The organism is Caenimonas soli, from assembly GCF_013155545.1.
GTDB classification, from domain to species: Bacteria; Pseudomonadota; Gammaproteobacteria; order Burkholderiales; family Burkholderiaceae_C; genus Ramlibacter; species Ramlibacter soli.
This window is the reverse complement of sequence record NZ_JABJVV010000023.1, coordinates 45684-61824: the sequence shown is the minus strand read 5'-3', so window position 1 is coordinate 61824 and position 16141 is coordinate 45684. Positions and strand designations below refer to the sequence as shown.

Below are 16141 nucleotides of genomic sequence, written 5' to 3'. Positions count from 1 at the left end.
TCTTTTCTTAGCTGGGAATGAGGACTGCGCAGCAGCTTGGGGCCCTGAAGCCCTTTTCAAGGCAAGGGCAACGGTTCAGCCCAAAAAAGAAGGGGGCAGTCCCGCCGCCCAGCCATCGGCCCAGCGATTAAGAGGTTTGAGGTACTTGATGAGCTCGTGGCCGGTTGGCGTGAGGCGATAACCGGCGTCCGCAAGCTCTACCAGGCCCGCCTCCCGCAGCTCCTTGAGGCGGCCGTTCATGACCGACGGCGAGATGTCGTCCGCGCTGGAACGCAGCAGCCGGAAACTCTGCGGATGGCCATCCCGCAGCTCCCAGAGCAGCCGCAGGGTGCCCCGTCGCCCGAGCAGGTCCAGTAGCGCCAGCACCGGCCGGCGGGGAGGGTGACCAGGCGATCTCATGGCGGCGATTCTAGCCATTCGCCTCGTGATACTTGCGACTTTCGCTACGGAATATGTAGCAAGGAGGTGGGCGCTAAAGTTCGCTTGCTAAACCAAGGAGACATCCCCATGGCAAGACGGCTTATCAGTTCGGGTTCCACGTTCGAGCAGGACATCGGCTATTCGCGCGCCGTGGTCGACGGCGACTGGGTTTTTGTCTCCGGTACCACCGGCTTCGATTACACCAGCATGACCATCGCCCCGGACGTGGTGGCCCAGGCCGAGCAGTGCATGAAGAACATATCGCACGCCCTCGAGCAGGCGGGTTCCAGTCTGCGAGACGTGGTGCGTGTCACCTATGTGGTGCCGAAGGCCGACGAATTCGAGTCGTGCTGGCCGGTGTTGCGCAAGTACTTCGGCGAGGTGCGGCCGGCGGCCATGATGATTTCCGCCGGCCTGGCCGATCCGCGAATGCGCATCGAAATCGAAGTGACCGCCCGCAAAAGTTAGCCCCCGCGCTTGTCACTCCGTGTACTGCGCTGCCCCCCGAGGGGGCTGGCCTTGCTTGGGGCCGCCCGGCGCGGCGGCCGGCGGCGGTATCAGTGCGCGTCGAGCAGTTCGACGTCGAACTTGAGCGTGGCGTTCGGCGGGATCACGCCACCGGCGCCGCGCGCGCCGTAGCCCAGTTGCGGAGGAATGATCAGCGTGCGCTTGCCGCCGATCTTCATGCCGGCAACGCCTTCGTCCCAGCCCTTGATCACCATGCCCGCGCCCAGTGAAAAGGCGAACGGGTCGTTGCGGTCGACGCTGGAGTCGAACTTCGCTCCCTGCACACCATTGGTGTAGAGCCAGCCGGTGTAGTGCACGTGCACGTGCTGGCCGGACTTGGCTTCGGCGCCGCCGCCCACGGTGGTGTCTTCGTACTGCAGGCCGGAAGGGGTGGTGATCATGGGATGTCCTTTGCTTTTAAAAAATGAGGGGTGAGACTACTTCTTCTTGGCCTGGCTTGCCACCCATTTGGAAGCGAAAGCCGGCAGATCGTTCATGCGTTTGAGCAGGTCGGAGCCGGTGGGGGTGACGATGTAGCCGTCGCTGCCGTGGTTGACCAGGCCGGCTTCGCGCAATTCCTTGATGCGAGTATTGAGCGTGTTCGGCGTGATGCCGCCCACGCTGTCTTGCAGCAGGCGAAAAGTCTGCGCGTGGCCATCCCGCAGTGCCCACAGCACGCGTATGGCATAGCGCGACTCCAGCAGCCCCAGCAGCTGGCTGATGGCAGCATTCTCCTTCGAACTCATGCGCTGTACTCCTCGGGGCCGGTGTTATTTTTGGACGGCGGGGAACGGAGTGTACGCACTTCCTGCTATACAAACAATAGCAAGTTCGACTAAGGGAATCCCTATAGGTAGATTTTTTTCAGCAGCCTGATCAGCGTCCTGGCTTCGCTGGCGGACAGCCGTGCGGCGACTTCCGCTTCCAGTTCGGCCGCGGTGCGCTCGGCATCGCGCATGAGCTTTTGGCCTTTCGCGGTCAGGTGCAGGCCCGTCGCCCGGCCATCCCGCGGATGGGGCTGGCGCTGGATCAGTTCGCGTTTTTCGAGCGCGTTGATCATCCCCACCAGGTTCGGCGGCAGGATGCCCAGGGTGCTGCACAACTGGCGGGAGGTGATGCCCGGGTTGTGCGTGATGAGGGACAGCACCGAAAAGTCCACCGGCCGCAGGTCGTAGATTGCCATGCGTTCGAGGAACACCTCGATGACGGACAACGCCGCCCGCCGCGCGTTGTAGCCGATCAGGCCTTCCAGGTAGCTGGTATCGACCTGATCGACGGCGGGGGCGGATTTGATCGTCATGCGTTGGAGATCACGATTCTGCCGTGAACCCGACCTTCTTGACGAGCGGGCCCCAGCGGGTGTGCTCGTCCTTCTGGCTCTTTTCCATTTCGGCCGGCGTCGAACCCTGGGCCACCAGGCCCATGACGGCCAGCGAATCGATGACGCCCTTGTCCTTGAGCGCGGCGTTGATCGCCGCGTTGGCGTTGGCCACGACGTTGGCCGGCGTGCGTGCGGGTGCGTAGAAGCCGAACCATTCCTCCGTGGTCAGCTCCGCGAACCCCTGCTCGGCGTACGTGGCCACTTCGGGGGTGAAGGGTGTGCGCTGGGCGCCGGAAGTCGCGATGATGCGGATCTTGCCGGCCCTGTGATTGGCCAAGGCATCGCCGGTGGGCGTCGAAGTCGAAGCAAGCGTCCCGCCGATCAGGTCGGCCACGGCCGGCAGCGATCCGCGATACGGCACGTGCTTGAGTTCCACGCCGTTGTTGATGCCCAGCAGCGCGGCCAGGAAATGCGGCGTCGAGCCGGCGGCCGGCGAGCCATAGCTCGCATCCTTGGGGTTGGCCTTGGCCCAGGCCAGGTAGTCCTTGACGGTCTTCACGCTGGCCGGTACCAGCGGGCCCACCGTCAATGCATGCGTCATCACCGCGCCCATGGACACCGGAACGAAGTCCTTGAACGGGTCGTAGCTGAGCTTGCTGTAGATGTGCGGGTAGATCGACATGCAGGAGTAGGGCGTGAGCAGCAGCGTCGCGCCATCCGGCGGCGCGCCCTTGACCACTTCGCAGGCGATGCGGCCGCCGGCGCCGGGCTTGTTCTCCACCACGCCCGCGTTCCTGGCGTAAGCGGTACCACCGATTTTTTCGGCGACGCGGCGGCTGGTGCTGTCGGCGGTGCCGCCGGCCGGGAAGCCGTTGATGATTTTCACCGCCTCGAAGGCCTGCGCAAATGCGGCGAGGGGAAAGGCGCCGAATGCGGCGAGCGATGCAGCGGATTGCACGAAGTGACGGCGGGTGGTCATGAAAGTCTCCTGCTTGTTTTCGAACGTGACGGTCAAGATTCTGCTGTAAAGCCGATCTGCTTGATCAACCTGCGCCATTCGTCGGCGTCGGCCTTCAGCAGGTCCCCGAGGACTTGCGGCGAGGAGGACTGCACCTCCATGCCGAACTGGGCCATGCTGGTCACGACATCCGGCTGCGACAGCGCGGTCTGCACGTAGGCGGCTGCGCGGCGCGCGGTCTGCGCGCTGGCCTTGCCCGGCAGGAACAGGCCATACCACTCGCGCACGGTGATCGGCAGGCCCTGCTGGCGGAACGTGGGTACATCGGCAACGAACTGGCTGCGGTTGACGCCCGAGATCGCCAAGACGCGCAGCTTGCCCGTCTTGATGTAGGGCAGGTAGTCGCCGATGGGCGAGCACATCGCGGCGATCTGTCCTCCGAGCAAGTCCTGGATGCCTGGTGCGGAGCCGCGATAGGGGATGTGCTTGAGTGGCACGCCGGAGAGTATCGACGCCAGGGCGGCGACCATGTGCGGCATGGACCCAGCCGCGGGCGAGCCGTAGTTCGCCTTCTCGGGGTTGGCTTTCGCCCAGGCCAGGAAGCCCTTGAAGTCCTTCACGGATTCCGGCACGGCGGGCCCCACGCCAAAGCCGTGGTTGAAGGTGCAGGCCAGCGACACCGGCTGCAGGTCTTCCAATGGCTTGTACGGGAGCTTGGGATACGTGAACGGGTAGATCGACAACATCGACGAAGGCGTCAGCAGCATGGTGCTGCCGTCGGCGGGACTGTCCCTCAGCGTGGTGACCGCGATCTGCCCGCCGGCACCCGGCTTGTTTTCGACGACCACGTTGGTGGCGTAGCCGCCGCGCAGCTTGTCGGCGATGCGGCGCGAGATCGCGTCGCTGGTACCGCCGGGCGGGAAGCCGCAGAGGATCTTGGCCAGCTCGAGGTTCTGGGCCTGGGCCCCCAGCGGCACGCCGGCCGCGCCGAGGGCGGCAAGGGCGGCGGATCGCTGCACGAATTCACGGCGTGTCGTCATAGTGTCTTTCTCCTCTTTGAAGTGATACGGGGCTCAACGCGGCGCCATGCGCAGCGCTCCATCCAGGCGGATCACTTCGCCGTTGAGATGGGTGTTGGTGACGATATGCACGGCGAGCTGGGCGAACTCCTCGGGCTTGCCCAGCCGCGGCGGGAAGGGAATGGATGCCGCCAGCGACTGCTGTACGGGTTCCGGCAGCTGCTTCAGCAGCGGCGTCGCGAACAGGCCGGGCGCGATGGTGCACACGCGGATGCCGTGCTGGGCCAGGTCGCGCGCCATCGGCAGCGTCATGCCTGCCAGGCCGGCCTTGGATGCGCTGTAGGCCTGCTGGCCGACCTGTCCATCGAATGCAGCGACCGACGCGGTGAACATCATCACGCCGCGCTCGCCGTCTTCCAGCGGCGCAAGCTTGGCGCATTCCGCGGCGAACAGGCGGCTCACGTTGTAGCTGCCGATCAGGTTGACGTTGATGACCCGGGCGAAGTCTTCCAAGGGTGCGGCGGAGCCGTCCTTTTGCACCACGCGCTTGGCCGAGCCGATACCCGCGATGTTCATCAGGATGCGGGCGGGGCCATGCGCTTGCGTCGCCTTCGCCAATGCCGCCGCGACGCTTTCCGCGTTGGTGATGTCGCACTGGCAAGCCACACCGCCGATGTCTGCGGCGACTTTCTCGGCCAGTGCCGGATTGACATCCAACACCGCTACCTTGGCGCCCAGCCGTGCAAGTTCCCGCGCAGTGGCTTCGCCCAAGCCCGAAGCGCCACCGGTGACGAGCGCGGCATGTCCCTGGATGTTCATGAGTTTCCTTGGGGTTGGATGGTGAAGGGGAGGGTGCCGGCATGCAGGGCGTCCACCATGGCTTCGCGGTGCTTGAGCACGGCGCGCTGGTTGATCGATCCCTTGTCGGTGACCTCGCCCTTGTCGATGGAGGGCGGCTCGTGCATCAGGTGCAGCCGCGCGATGCGGTTGGCGCTGCCGGTCGCGCCGGTGGCGAGCCCGTTGACGACCTTCTGGAAACAGGCCTGGACTGGGGCGCTCTCCAGCACCTGCTTCAGCGTTGCGTCGTCGGGCAGGCCCGCCAGCTTGCGCACGGCGGCCGTCGGAAAGATCAGCGCGCCGACCTCCTTGAGATTGATGCCCGTTATCACTGCATCCTGCACGTAAGGCGCACCCGCGGCGATGATCTTGCCGCGCAGCGGCCCCACGCTGACGAAGGTGCCGGTGGCGAGCTTGAAGTCCTCGGCGATGCGGCCGTCGAACCGCAGGCCCTGGTGCACGTCGTTCTCATCGATCCATCGCACAGCGTCGCCGGTGCAGAAAAATCCCTCGTCATCGAAGCACTCCTTCGTGGCTTCTTCATTGCGCCAGTAGCCCGGCGTGATGTTGGGGCCTTTGTAGCGCACCTCGGCCTTGCCTTGCACGGGAACCAGCTTCAGTTCCAGCCCGGGCGTGGGCACACCCAGATAGCCTGCCTTGACGTTGGGGTTGGTGATGAAGATCGCGAATGGCGAGGATTCGGTCATGCCCAGGCCGGTACCCATGACGATGCGTTCGCCGATCTCGCGTTCCTGGCTCTCGTGCAAGGCGTCCCACACCGGCTGCGCCAGCGCGGCGCCGGCGTAGAAGAACATGCGCACGCGCGACAGGAGGTTGCGCCGCAACGCGTCGTCGGTTTTCATCGCGTTGGCGATGGCTTCGAAGCCCGTGGGGACGTTGAAATAAACGGTGGGCGCGATCTCGCGCAGGTTGCGCAGCGTTTCGCCCATGAGCGCGGGCACCGGCTTGCCGTCGTCGATGTAGAGCGTGCCGCCGTTGTAGAGGGTGAGGCCGAAATTGTGATTGCCGCCGAAGGTGTGATTCCACGGAAGCCAGTCCACCAGCACCGGCGGCTCCTCGGCCAGCACCGGCATGGACTCGCGCATCTGCTGCTGGTTGGCGCACCACATGCCCTGGGTGTTGATCACGGCCTTGGGCAGCTTGGTCGAGCCGGAGGTAAACAGAAACTTGACGATGGTGTCCGGGCCGGTCGCTCGCATGGCGGCATCGACCGCCGGTCTCGCATCCGCCGCAAGAAGCGCGGCAAACGGCGTAGTCTTGCGGCCTTCGAGCGTGCCGGCGGCCAGCACAACTTCGACATCTGCCGCCACGGCGGCAGCGATGGCCTTGCCATAGCGCGCACCATCCGCTGCAAAGACCAGCCCGGGCGTCAAGGTGCCAAGCACATGGCGCAGCTTGTCGTAGTCCTGGCTCACCGTAGAGTAGGCCGGCGACACAGGGCAGTAGGGCACGCCCGCGTAGATGCAGCCTAGCGCCAGCATCGCGTGCTCGAGGTCGTTTTCGCTCAGGATGACAACCGGCCGCTGCGCGTCGAGGCCGCGGTCGAGCAGAGCCTGGCCGATGCGCCGCGCGCTATCCAGCGCCTCGCTGAACGACACGTGGCGCCACGAGCCCGTCGTGCCGTCGGCGTTCCTGGTGCGGCGGGCCATGAAGCTGCGATCCGGTGCGGCCTGGGCCCAATGCACCAGACGGTCGGTGATTCGCAACGCGTGCTCGCCCAGCGGCTGCTCCGCTTTCATGTAGCGCACGCCTCCCCCACCGTCCCGCATGACCACGCGCGTGACGCCGAATTTCAGCGGACGGTATTTCGGGGCAGTGGCATTCATCGGTTCAATCTTTCTTGACCTTGTTGGCGCGGCCTTCGAGGAAATCCTTCACTCGGCTCTTGGCTTCAGGGGCGCTCTGGGCGATGGCCGCCATCAGCGCCTCGGTGAGGAAGCCCTGGTCGGCCGGCTGCTCGGCGATGCGGGGCAGGGCGTGCATCAGGGCATAGTTGGTCAGCGGTGCGTTCTGCGCCACCCGCTGGGCCAGCTCGAATGCCTTGTCGAAGGCCTGGCCCAACGGCACGAGGTATTGGGCGAAACCGATACGCTCGCCATCCTGCGCGTTGTACACGCGGCCGGTAAGCATCATGTCGGCCATGCGGGCTGCGCCGATGAGGCGTGGAATACGCACCGCGCCACCGCCACCGACGAAGATGCCGCGCGAGCCCTCAGGCAGCGCGTAGAAGGTCGATTCGTCCGCGACGCGGATGTGGCAGGCGCTGGCCAGTTCCAGGCCGCCCCCGACCACGGCGCCGTGCAGCGCGGCCACGACCGGTACCGGCCCGTATTGCAGGCATTCCAGGGCCGCGTGCCACATGCGCGAGTGATGCAGGCCCTGTCCGGCGTCCCGCTCCTTGAGCTCCGACAAGTCCAGGCCAGCGCAGAAATGTTCGCCTTCGCCGTCGAGCACCGCCGCCCGCACGGTGTCGGGCAGATTCTCGAAGACGTTGCGTAGGGCCAGGATGAGGCCGTCGCTGAGTGCATTGCGCTTGGCCGGGCGGCTCAGCCGGACGATGGCGACAGAGTCGCGGATCTCGAGGTGGACGTCTTTGTTGCTCATGAAGTGTTTGCCAAGTGGGTGGATTATGGTTATAAATAATAACCAAACCAAGCCCCTCTTACCAGGACTTTCCTAGGACTTTCCCTAGGCCCGGAGCACCTCATGGATCACGCCAACCTCATTGCCATCGATGTCCACACCCACGCGGAAGTCAGCTGCTGGAACCCCTTCGACAACTATGGAGAGGAGTACGACCGCGCGGCCGACAAATACTTCCGCTCGAACCGCCGGCCCACCATCGCCGAAACCATCGCCTACTACCGGGAGCGCAAGATCGGCTTGGTGATGTTCACCGTGGACAGCGAATCGAACCTCGGCCGCAGGCGCATCCCGAACGAGGAGATCGCCCAGGCCGCCCGCGAGAACAGCGACATGATGATGTGCTTTGCCAGCATCGACCCGCACAAGGGCAAGATGGGCGCGCGCGAAGCCGAGCGCCTGATCAAGGAGCACGGCGTCAAGGGATTCAAGTTTCACCCCACGGTGCAGGGCTACCACCCTTACGACAAGATGGCCTGGCCGATCTACGAGGTGATCAACGCCCACAAGATGCCGACCATCTTCCACACAGGCCACAGCGGCATAGGCTCGGGCATGCGCTGCGGCGGCGGTCTGCGCCTGGAGTACAGCAACCCCATGCATCTGGACGACGTGGCCATAGCCTTCCCCGACATGCAGATCGTCATGGCCCATCCCAGCTTCCCCTGGCAGGACGAAGCCTTGTCGGTCGCCACGCACAAGCCCAACGTCTGGATCGACCTGTCGGGCTGGAGTCCCAAGTACTTTCCGAAGCAGCTGGTGCAGTACGCCAACACGCTGCTGAAGGACCGCATCCTGTTCGGCAGCGACTATCCGCTGATCACGCCCGAGCGCTGGATGAAGGACTTCGAGGACGCGGGCTTCAAGCCCGAAGTGATGCCCGGCATATTGAAGGGCAATGCGGTGCGCCTGCTCGGCCTGGCCTGATCACGGCACGATCCTCAGCGCCGAGCCCAGCGACAGGTTCAGGCTGGTTTGCAGGCGGTTGGCCCGAGCCTCACAGAAGCAAAAGCATTGCAGAGGCGACGACGGTAGGTCCCAGCGCCCCAAGTAACAGTCCACCGGCGCCGGCCGACTCGTCGGCAAAGCCGCGCTTGAGCAAAGCCAGACCTGCTGGATTCGGTGCGTTCGCGATGACAGTCAAACCTCCCCCTGCCACGGCGCCGGCAACCAGCATGTACTTCGACTCTGCTGAGATACCGGAAATCTGCGCGCCGAGATAGGTCAAGGCGGCGTTGTCCGTCACCGCCGTCAGGCCGAGCGCACCAAAGAACAGCGCAAGCGGTTCCAGTGCTGAAACGATGGGCTGTAGCCACCAGCGCTGCAGCCCGCCCAGCACAACCAGGCCGGCCAGAAAGAACGCCACCAGCAGCGCCTCCTTGATAAGCAGCGGATTCTGGTGGCGCTCATAAGCCTGCGCGAAGCCCAGGAACAGCAGGAAGATGCCCAGGAACGCAACGGGATGATGCGCGAACACGATGACGCCCACCAGCAGCATCAGATGGACTGCTGCCACCTGCCAAGGTACGCGCGAAGATGGCAGAACAGTCGCAGTATCGGGCGAAGCGTCTTTTACGAGGTGTTTGCGAAGTACGAAGGCGGCAACGGAAGCATTGAGCATCACAGCAATCGCAGCCTTCCAGCCGAATTGGGTGAACATGAAGGCACTATCCCATTGCCAAGTCGCGGCGACCATGAGCACAGGCGGCGCTGCATAGGAGGTCAAGGTTCCGCCAATGGATACGTTGACGAACAGGACGCCGAGGGCCAAATACTTCACTGATTCGGGCAACTCCTTCCTGAACACCTGTGGCGCGAGCATCAGAGCAGCGATGGTCATGGCTGCAGGCTCAGTGATAAGGGATCCCAATAGCGGAACAGCAGCTAGCCCCAGCCATGCCGTGGCCAGTTGCGTCGAGATCGGCAGCAGCTTCGCAGTCGCATTGATTGTCCACAGTACTGTGTCCAGCACAGGCTTGGACCCGGCGACGACCATGACCACAAAAACGAACAAGGGCTCGGTGTAGTTGCGGGACTCTGCGTAGGCCAACGCCTGTTCGCCACCGGACATGAAAGCCATCGCCAGCACGAGAACGATGGCCCAGAACCCGAAGACCACTTCGACTTCGCCCAGCAAATGAAACAGGCCGGCGTGCCGTGGAAAACGATTGGCTAGGCGCTCGAACTGCTTGGTGCTGAAAGTATGCAGGAGAGCAAGCCCGAAGAGGCCTGCGGCGAGAAAGTCAATGGGGAATGTGGGCATCGGGGGCGCGGTTAAGTCCGCGAGGCGGCCCGACCATCGCGCAAACCTGATTCATCAAACAGATGAAGCACCCACTCAATAGTGTACCGGTAGTCACAAACGCGGTCCCGAAACCCCGCTCAACGCTGCGCTCACGAAATCAACTGCCGGGGCAAGGTGGGATTGCCAGCCGGTTACCAGGGCGGCGCTGACGCCGTCGAGCCCGAAGGTCTGCACGCGATGCCGGCTCGCGCCCACCGGCGAACACCAGCCAGGCAAGGAGCGGAAGGGCGATGGACCATGGGGGCAGGGTGGGCTGGTGATGCATGCGGCCATGATATTCGGCGGTTCCGGGCCTGAGGGTCAGCCCTTGGCGTGCAGCAACTGCAGGAAGAGCGACGCCGCCGAACTGGCGGGGCGGTCGCGCCGCTGGATGCTGCCGTAACTCGCCAGCTTGTGGCGGATGGAGTAGGGCAGGATCTTGAGCAGCTTGTGCTTCTCGTAGCGCGAGGCCACCGGCTCGGGAATGACCGCGATCATGTGGGAACGCGTTATCAGGTCGGTCGTGGTGAGAATCGATGCGGTCTCGATCAGGCCCTTCGGCAGGGCTGCCTGGTGCGACGCGAACTCCATTTCCATCACGTCGCGCATCGGGCTGCCCTGGGGCTGCAGGATCCATGGGTAGTCGAACAGCGCGGGAAAGCCCAGGGTCTTCCGCGCGGCAAGCGGATGATCCCGCGCGACCACCACCGAAAGGGACTCCTCGGCGATCGCCTTGAAAACGTAATCCTGTCGGGAGAGGCCCGCCACCCGCCCGATCATCAGGTCCAGCGCCCCTTCCTGCAATTGTTCGAGCAGTCGATCGCTGGTGCCCACGCTGATCTCCACCGCCAGCAGCGGGAAACGCTCCTTGAGGCGGATCAGCGCCTCGGTCAGCAGGGCGGGCGAGGCCGCCATGATGCTGCCGATGAAGAGTTTGCCGGCGCTGCCCTGCCGCAGCTGCTGCAACTCGCGCCCCAGCGATTCCATGGTCCCGCGCAACCCCCGGAAATATGCGAGCACGCAATGTCCCGCCGCCGTCAGCTGCAGCCCGCGGCCGACGCGATCGAACAGCGGATGCCCCAGCACATCCTCCAGCTCCTTGAGCATCTTGGTGGCGGCGGGCTGCGTCATGCCCAGCGTGGTGGAAGCGCCGCGCAGGGTGCCGCAATCGTCTACGGCGAGCAGCAGCGAGACCTGCCGCATGCGCAGGCGGTTCAGCAGCTGGGGGGTGAAATCGGGACTGTCCATGGGTTCCTGAAATGATTACCTGGGGTTATCAATCCATATTAATCTTTCACTATACGGGAATCAATAGCCAGTCTACGATTCCGCCACGAGTCCAGATCATCGGACCGATGGAGACAATTGCATGAAATCCCTGCTCGCAACCGCGCTGATCGCAGCGCTCGCCCTGCCCGGCGCCGGTGTCATGGCGCAGGAGTGGCCGGCCAAATCGGTGCGAATCCTGGTGGGATCGGCGCCCGGCGGCGGCACCGATGCCATGGCGCGGGCGGTGGCGGACCGCCTCGGCCCCTTGCTCAAGCAGCCGGTCGTGGTGGAAAACCGGCCCGGCGTATCCAATACCCTCGCGGCCGATGTCACGGCCAAATCCAATGACGGCCACACGCTGCTGATGGGCGTGTCGACGGCCCATGCCATCGCGCCCCACCTGTTCAAGCTCGGCTACGACAGCAACAAGGACCTGGTGCCGGTGGCCTTCGTCGGCTCCGTGCCCAACGTGCTGGTGGTCACCAACAGCGTGCCGGTGGATTCCGTCGCCTCGCTGGTCCAACTGGCCAAGAGCAAGCCCGGCCAGCTGAACTACGCCACCAGCGGCGCCGGCAGCACCCAGCACATCGCCGCGGAACTGTTCAAGGACACGACCGGCGTCTTCATCACCCACATCCCGTACCGCGGCAGCAGTCCGGCGCTGGTCGACTTGATCGGCGGCCAGGTGCAGATGAGTTTCGACACCCTGCCTTCCGTGATCGGCCACATCAAGGGCGGCAAGATGAAGGCGCTTGCCGTGGCCAGCCTGAAGCGCAATCCGCAGTTGCCCAATGTGCCGACGCTGGCCGAGGCCGGAGTCAAGGGCGTGGAGATGAGCGCCTGGTACGGTATTTACATGCCCGCCTCGACGCCGAAAGAAGTGCAGCAGCGGGTGCATGACGAAGTGAACAAGATCCTGGCGATGCCGGAGACCAAGACCCGGCTCGACGGCATTGGCGCGGACGTGACGCCGATGACGCAAGCGCAGTTCCAGACGTTCCACAACGCCGAGTACCAGCGCTTTGGCGAGCTGATCCGCAAGAAGAACATCAAGATCGATTGAGCAGCATGCGCGACGACCAACTGAATCCTTCCGAGCTCCCCGTCGTGGTCCTGACGCTGGGCGATGCCGCCGGTATCGGGCCGGAGCTGATCGCGCGGCTGCTGGGGCAGACCGATTCCGTCCAGCATGCCAATATCGTGCTGACCGGCGACGCCTGGCTGTGGGCCGAGGGCCAGCAGGTCGCCGGTGTGCAGGTCGCCACCACGCCGGTCCAGAGCTTTGCCCAGGTTCGGGGCCGGGCCAATCCGGCGGTGCCGGCATGGTTGCCGGTGGACACCGTGGCGCCCAGCCAGGTCCAGCGCGGCGTGGCCCAAGCGCCCTGCGGCAAGTCGGTGCTGGCCATTCTCAACACCTGCATGGATGCCGCCAAGCGCCGCGAGGTCGATGCCATCTGTTTCGCGCCGCTGAACAAGTTCGCGATGAAGCAGGGGGGCCTGCGGCACGAGGACGAACTGCACCATTTCGCCGAATACCTGGGCGCGCAAGGCTACTTCTGCGAATTCAACACGCTGGGTGACTTGTGGACCTCGCGAGTCTCGTCGCACATTCCGCTGAAGGATGCGCCCAGCTTCCTGAGCAAGGACCGCATCAAGAGCGCCACGCGCCTGATCTACCGTTCGCTCCAGGCCGCCGGCGTGGCGGAGCCGAAGGTCGCTGTGGCGGCATTCAATCCCCACGGCGGCGACGGCGGAACCTGTGGCCGGGAGGAGGTGGAGATCATCGAGCCGGCCGTGCGTGAGCTCGCGGCAGAAGGATTCCCGGTGGACGGCCCCTATCCCGCGGACACCATTTTTCTGAAGGCGCGCGACGGTCAATACCAGGCCATCGTCACCATGTACCACGACCAGGGCCAGATCGCCATCAAACTGATGGGTTTCAGCAAAGGCGTGACGGTGCAGGGCGGACTGCCGGTGCCCATCACGACCCCGGCCCATGGCACGGCCTACGACATCGCGGGAAAAGGCATCGCCGATGTCAACGCCACCTACAACGCCTTTCGCATTGCCGCCCGCATGGGCGCGACCTTGCGCAACAGCTCCCTCGTTTGAGAACCCAAGGAACCTCGACATGAAGATCAAATCCGTACGCGCCCGCGTTTTTGAATGGAAGGGCAAGACCGTTCCGCCCCAGGGCAACTTCTGCTCCAACGCCATGGACCTGCTGTATTCGAACAGCGAGACCATGAGTACCTTCCGCTTCCACTCCTGGACGGTCGTCGAGATCGAGACCGACACGGGCATCGTGGGTCTCGGCAACGTCGCCCTGGCTCCGAAGATCGCCAAGGCCATCATCGACGAGTACCTGACGCCGCTGGTGCTGGGCCAGGACCCCTGGGACTACGAATACCTGTTCCAGCGCATGTACCGCGGTACGCACGCCTGGGGCCGCAAGGGCATCACCATGGCCACGATCTCGGCCATCGACATCGCGATCTGGGACATCCTGGGCAAAAGCGTCGGCAAGCCGGTGTTCAAGTTGCTGGGCGGCCGCACCAAGGAAGAGATTCCCTGCTACTACTCCAAGCTGTACCGCACGGACATCAAGGAGATGCAGGCAGAGGCCGAGAAGTACATGAAGCAGGGCTTCACCATGTTCAAGTCGCGCTTCGGCTATGGCCCGGCCCACGGCACCAAGGGCGTGGCGGAGAACCTGAAGGCGGTGGAAGCCATCCGCGAAGTGATCGGCTACGACAACGACCTGATGCTCGAGTGCTACATGGGCTGGACGCTGGAATACGCCAAGCGCATCCTGCCCAAGCTGGAGAAATTCCAGCCGCGCTGGGTGGAAGAGCCCGTGATCGCCGACGACATCGACGGCTATGCCGAGTTGAACCAGCTCACCAGTATCCCGATCTCGGGCGGCGAGCACGAGTATTCGCTGCTGGGCTTCAAGCAATTGCTGGACCGCAAGGCCGTTAGCGTGGTGCAATACGACACCAACCGCGTGGGCGGCATCACGGCGGCGCACAAGATCAATGCGCTGTGCGAGGCCTACAGCGTGCCCGTCATCCCGCACGCCGGCCAGATGCACAACTACCACCTGACCATGAGCACGCTGGCCTCGCCCATGAGCGAGTACTTCCCGATGTTCGACGTCGAAGTGGGCAACGAATTGTTCTACTACATCTTCGACGGCGAACCGGTGGCCGATAACGGCTTCCTGCAACTCGACGACAACAAACCGGGTCTCGGCCTGACACTCAAGACGGAGTTCCTCAAGGACTTCAACATCATCGAATGAATGCCCGCTCCGCCATCCCCAGCGCCCGCACCATCCGCCTGCATCCGGCGGACGACGTGGTCATCTCGCTCGACCAGCTGGTCTCGGGCACGCACATCGCAGCCGAGGGGGCGGCCGTGGCCGGCCTGATCCCGCCGGGACACAAGATGGCTACCCGGGCGATTGCCGCGGGCGAGCCCGTCCGCCGCTACGGGCAGATCATCGGTTTCGCCAGCCAGGCTATCCGCGCCGGCCAGCACGTCCACACGCACAACCTCGCGATCTCGGACTTCACGCGCGATCATGCGCATGGCGCCGAGGCGCGCCCGACCGTGTATGCCAAGGAGCCGGCAACTTTCGCGGGCATCGTGCGCGAGGACGGCCGGGTCGCGACGCGCAACTACATCGGCATCCTGACCTCGGTCAACTGCTCCGCCACGGTGGCGCGCGCGATCGCCGACCGCTTTCGCCGCGACATCTTCCCGGAGCGGCTGGCAGCGTATCCCAACGTGGACGGCGTGGTTGCGCTCACGCACGGCGCGGGCTGCGCTATCGACCCCGAGGGCGAGGGCCTGGCCATCCTCCAGCGTACGCTGGGCGGCTACGCCTGCCACCCCAATTTCGCCGGCGTCCTGGTCATCGGCCTGGGCTGCGAGACCAACCAGATCTCCCGCCTGCTGGCGACGCAGGGCTTGCAGAACAGCGATCGCCTGCGCAGCTTCAACATCCAGGACACCGGTGGCACCACGCTCACCATCGAACGGGGCATCGCGCAGATCGAGGAGATGCTGCCGCGCGCCAACGAGGTGAGGCGCCAGCCGGTTCCGGCCAGCCACCTGGTCATCGGCCTGCAGTGCGGCGGCTCGGATGGCTATTCCGGCATCTCCGCCAACCCGGTGCTGGGCGCCGCCGTCGACCGGCTGGTGCAGCACGGCGGCACGGCCATCCTTTCGGAGACTCCCGAGATCTACGGCGCCGAGCACCTGTTGACCCGCCGGGCGCAGACGCCCGAGGTCGGCCACAAGCTCCTGGAGCGCATCCGCTGGTGGGAGGCTTATTGCGCGCGCAACGGCGCCGCCATGGACAACAATCCGTCCGCGGGCAACAAGGCCGGCGGCCTCACCACCGTGCTGGAAAAGTCGCTCGGCGGCATCGCCAAGGCCGGCTCCACCAACCTGGTCGACGTGTTCGAGTACGCGCAGCCGGTGCGCTCGCGCGGCCTGGTGTTCATGGATACGCCGGGCTATGACCCGATCTCCGCGACCGGCCAGGTGGCGGGCGGCGCCAACCTGATCTGCTTTACCACCGGCCGCGGCTCGGCCTACGGCTGCGCGCCTTCGCCGTCGGTCAAGCTGGCCACCAATACGGCGTTGTGGCAGCGGCAGTCCGACGACATGGACCTCAATTGCGGCGAGGTCCTGGACGGCACAAGAACCATCGACGAGCTGGGGGCCGACCTGTTCGCGCTGATGCTGGAAACGGCATCGGGGCGGCCCTCGCGCAGTGAACTCCATGGCTATGGCCAGCAGGAGTTCGTTCCCTGGCAACTCAGCGTCATCACCTGACGCACGATCCGGCA

17 protein-coding genes are annotated in these 16141 nt (G+C 64.7%); 6 read left to right on the top strand and 11 right to left on the bottom strand.

Annotation, left to right across the window (positions count from 1 at the left end; translation table 11 throughout):
• Positions 1–75: 75 nt before the first annotated feature.
• Positions 76–399, bottom strand: coding sequence for a winged helix-turn-helix transcriptional regulator (locus tag HNE04_RS25645; RefSeq protein ID WP_207717724.1), 324 nt, complete (start codon positions 397–399; stop codon positions 76–78).
• A gap of 108 nt (positions 400–507) precedes the next feature.
• Between HNE04_RS25645 and HNE04_RS25640 the strand changes: the two genes are divergently transcribed.
• Complete coding sequence (locus tag HNE04_RS25640) at positions 508–888, top strand: RidA family protein (protein WP_172226047.1); 381 nt, start codon at positions 508–510, stop codon at positions 886–888.
• Between the two features lie 89 nt (positions 889–977).
• On the opposite strand, the gene HNE04_RS25635 is transcribed toward HNE04_RS25640, so the two are convergent.
• The 8 genes from HNE04_RS25635 to HNE04_RS25600 form a co-directional block, all read right to left on the bottom strand.
• Positions 978–1328, bottom strand: coding sequence for an FKBP-type peptidyl-prolyl cis-trans isomerase (locus tag HNE04_RS25635; RefSeq protein ID WP_172226045.1), 351 nt, complete (start codon positions 1326–1328; stop codon positions 978–980).
• A 36-nt stretch (positions 1329–1364) separates the two neighbouring features.
• Positions 1365–1673, bottom strand: coding sequence for a winged helix-turn-helix transcriptional regulator (locus HNE04_RS25630; RefSeq protein WP_172226043.1), 309 nt, complete (start codon positions 1671–1673; stop codon positions 1365–1367).
• A 101-nt stretch (positions 1674–1774) separates the two neighbouring features.
• Positions 1775–2227 carry a MarR family winged helix-turn-helix transcriptional regulator gene (locus HNE04_RS25625; RefSeq protein ID WP_172226040.1) on the bottom strand — a complete coding sequence of 151 codons (453 nt, stop codon included), beginning with the start codon at positions 2225–2227 and terminating at the stop codon, positions 1775–1777.
• Positions 2228–2237: 10 nt separating this feature from the next.
• The gene (locus HNE04_RS25620; protein ID WP_172226037.1) at positions 2238–3227 is read right to left on the bottom strand and encodes a Bug family tripartite tricarboxylate transporter substrate binding protein; all 990 of its coding nucleotides are present in this window, start codon (positions 3225–3227) and stop codon (positions 2238–2240) included.
• A gap of 32 nt (positions 3228–3259) precedes the next feature.
• On the bottom strand, positions 3260–4246 hold the full coding sequence (locus tag HNE04_RS25615; RefSeq protein WP_172226034.1) for a Bug family tripartite tricarboxylate transporter substrate binding protein: 987 nt from the start codon (positions 4244–4246) through the stop codon (positions 3260–3262).
• A 33-nt stretch (positions 4247–4279) separates the two neighbouring features.
• The gene (locus HNE04_RS25610) at positions 4280–5044 is read right to left on the bottom strand and encodes an SDR family NAD(P)-dependent oxidoreductase (RefSeq protein WP_172226031.1); all 765 of its coding nucleotides are present in this window, start codon (positions 5042–5044) and stop codon (positions 4280–4282) included.
• Positions 5041–6909 carry a feruloyl-CoA synthase gene (locus tag HNE04_RS25605; protein ID WP_172226028.1) on the bottom strand — a complete coding sequence of 623 codons (1869 nt, stop codon included), beginning with the start codon at positions 6907–6909 and terminating at the stop codon, positions 5041–5043. The genes HNE04_RS25610 and HNE04_RS25605 overlap by 4 nt, the downstream gene beginning before the upstream one ends.
• Positions 6910–6913: 4 nt before the next feature.
• The gene (locus HNE04_RS25600; RefSeq protein ID WP_172226025.1) at positions 6914–7687 is read right to left on the bottom strand and encodes a crotonase/enoyl-CoA hydratase family protein; all 774 of its coding nucleotides are present in this window, start codon (positions 7685–7687) and stop codon (positions 6914–6916) included.
• Positions 7688–7789: 102 nt separating this feature from the next.
• Here HNE04_RS25600 and HNE04_RS25595 point away from each other — a divergent pair, with 102 nt between their 5' ends.
• Positions 7790–8653 (top strand): amidohydrolase family protein, encoded by an 864-nt coding sequence (locus tag HNE04_RS25595; RefSeq protein WP_172226022.1) that lies wholly within the window; start codon positions 7790–7792, stop codon positions 8651–8653.
• Positions 8654–8723: 70 nt separating this feature from the next.
• Here the strand turns inward: HNE04_RS25595 and HNE04_RS25590 are convergent, their stop codons facing one another.
• Positions 8724–9989: a putative Na+/H+ antiporter gene (locus tag HNE04_RS25590; RefSeq protein ID WP_172226019.1), complete on the bottom strand. Its 1266-nt coding sequence runs from the start codon at positions 9987–9989 to the stop codon at positions 8724–8726.
• A 342-nt stretch (positions 9990–10331) separates the two neighbouring features.
• A complete protein-coding gene (locus tag HNE04_RS25585; RefSeq protein ID WP_172226016.1) occupies positions 10332–11258 on the bottom strand; it encodes a LysR family transcriptional regulator in 927 nt (308 codons plus the stop codon).
• A gap of 121 nt (positions 11259–11379) precedes the next feature.
• Between HNE04_RS25585 and HNE04_RS25580 the strand changes: the two genes are divergently transcribed.
• Genes HNE04_RS25580 through HNE04_RS25565 form a run of 4 tightly spaced genes read left to right on the top strand, consistent with a single transcriptional unit; the run spans position 11380 to position 16127 of the window.
• On the top strand, positions 11380–12342 hold the full coding sequence (locus HNE04_RS25580) for a Bug family tripartite tricarboxylate transporter substrate binding protein (protein ID WP_172226013.1): 963 nt from the start codon (positions 11380–11382) through the stop codon (positions 12340–12342).
• A gap of 5 nt (positions 12343–12347) precedes the next feature.
• Positions 12348–13391, top strand: coding sequence for a 4-hydroxythreonine-4-phosphate dehydrogenase PdxA (locus HNE04_RS25575; protein WP_172226010.1), 1044 nt, complete (start codon positions 12348–12350; stop codon positions 13389–13391).
• A 19-nt stretch (positions 13392–13410) separates the two neighbouring features.
• A complete protein-coding gene (locus HNE04_RS25570) occupies positions 13411–14583 on the top strand; it encodes an L-rhamnonate dehydratase (RefSeq protein WP_172226007.1) in 1173 nt (390 codons plus the stop codon).
• A complete protein-coding gene (locus HNE04_RS25565; RefSeq protein WP_172226004.1) occupies positions 14580–16127 on the top strand; it encodes a UxaA family hydrolase in 1548 nt (515 codons plus the stop codon). Before HNE04_RS25570 ends, HNE04_RS25565 begins: the two co-directional genes overlap by 4 nt.
• Positions 16128–16141 lie beyond the last annotated feature (14 nt).

Excerpts from the sequence above, each read along its gene's own strand:
- HNE04_RS25645 (WP_207717724.1), bottom strand. The coding sequence starts at position 399 with ATGAGATCGCCTGGTCACCCTCCCCGCCGGCCGGTGCTGGCGCTACTG.
- HNE04_RS25635 (WP_172226045.1), bottom strand. The coding sequence starts at position 1,328 with ATGATCACCACCCCTTCCGGCCTGCAGTACGAAGACACCACCGTGGGC.
- HNE04_RS25605 (WP_172226028.1), bottom strand. The coding sequence starts at position 6,909 with ATGAATGCCACTGCCCCGAAATACCGTCCGCTGAAATTCGGCGTCACG.
- HNE04_RS25630 (WP_172226043.1), bottom strand. The coding sequence starts at position 1,673 with ATGAGTTCGAAGGAGAATGCTGCCATCAGCCAGCTGCTGGGGCTGCTG.
- HNE04_RS25580 (WP_172226013.1), top strand. The coding sequence starts at position 11,380 with ATGAAATCCCTGCTCGCAACCGCGCTGATCGCAGCGCTCGCCCTGCCC.
- HNE04_RS25565 (WP_172226004.1), top strand. The coding sequence starts at position 14,580 with ATGAATGCCCGCTCCGCCATCCCCAGCGCCCGCACCATCCGCCTGCAT.
- HNE04_RS25570 (WP_172226007.1), top strand. The coding sequence starts at position 13,411 with ATGAAGATCAAATCCGTACGCGCCCGCGTTTTTGAATGGAAGGGCAAG.
- HNE04_RS25640 (WP_172226047.1), top strand. The coding sequence starts at position 508 with ATGGCAAGACGGCTTATCAGTTCGGGTTCCACGTTCGAGCAGGACATC.
- HNE04_RS25620 (WP_172226037.1), bottom strand. The coding sequence starts at position 3,227 with ATGACCACCCGCCGTCACTTCGTGCAATCCGCTGCATCGCTCGCCGCA.
- HNE04_RS25585 (WP_172226016.1), bottom strand. The coding sequence starts at position 11,258 with ATGGACAGTCCCGATTTCACCCCCCAGCTGCTGAACCGCCTGCGCATG.
- HNE04_RS25615 (WP_172226034.1), bottom strand. The coding sequence starts at position 4,246 with ATGACGACACGCCGTGAATTCGTGCAGCGATCCGCCGCCCTTGCCGCC.
- HNE04_RS25610 (WP_172226031.1), bottom strand. The coding sequence starts at position 5,044 with ATGAACATCCAGGGACATGCCGCGCTCGTCACCGGTGGCGCTTCGGGC.
- HNE04_RS25600 (WP_172226025.1), bottom strand. The coding sequence starts at position 7,687 with ATGAGCAACAAAGACGTCCACCTCGAGATCCGCGACTCTGTCGCCATC.
- HNE04_RS25575 (WP_172226010.1), top strand. The coding sequence starts at position 12,348 with ATGCGCGACGACCAACTGAATCCTTCCGAGCTCCCCGTCGTGGTCCTG.
- HNE04_RS25625 (WP_172226040.1), bottom strand. The coding sequence starts at position 2,227 with ATGACGATCAAATCCGCCCCCGCCGTCGATCAGGTCGATACCAGCTAC.
- HNE04_RS25590 (WP_172226019.1), bottom strand. The coding sequence starts at position 9,989 with ATGCCCACATTCCCCATTGACTTTCTCGCCGCAGGCCTCTTCGGGCTT.
- HNE04_RS25595 (WP_172226022.1), top strand. The coding sequence starts at position 7,790 with ATGGATCACGCCAACCTCATTGCCATCGATGTCCACACCCACGCGGAA.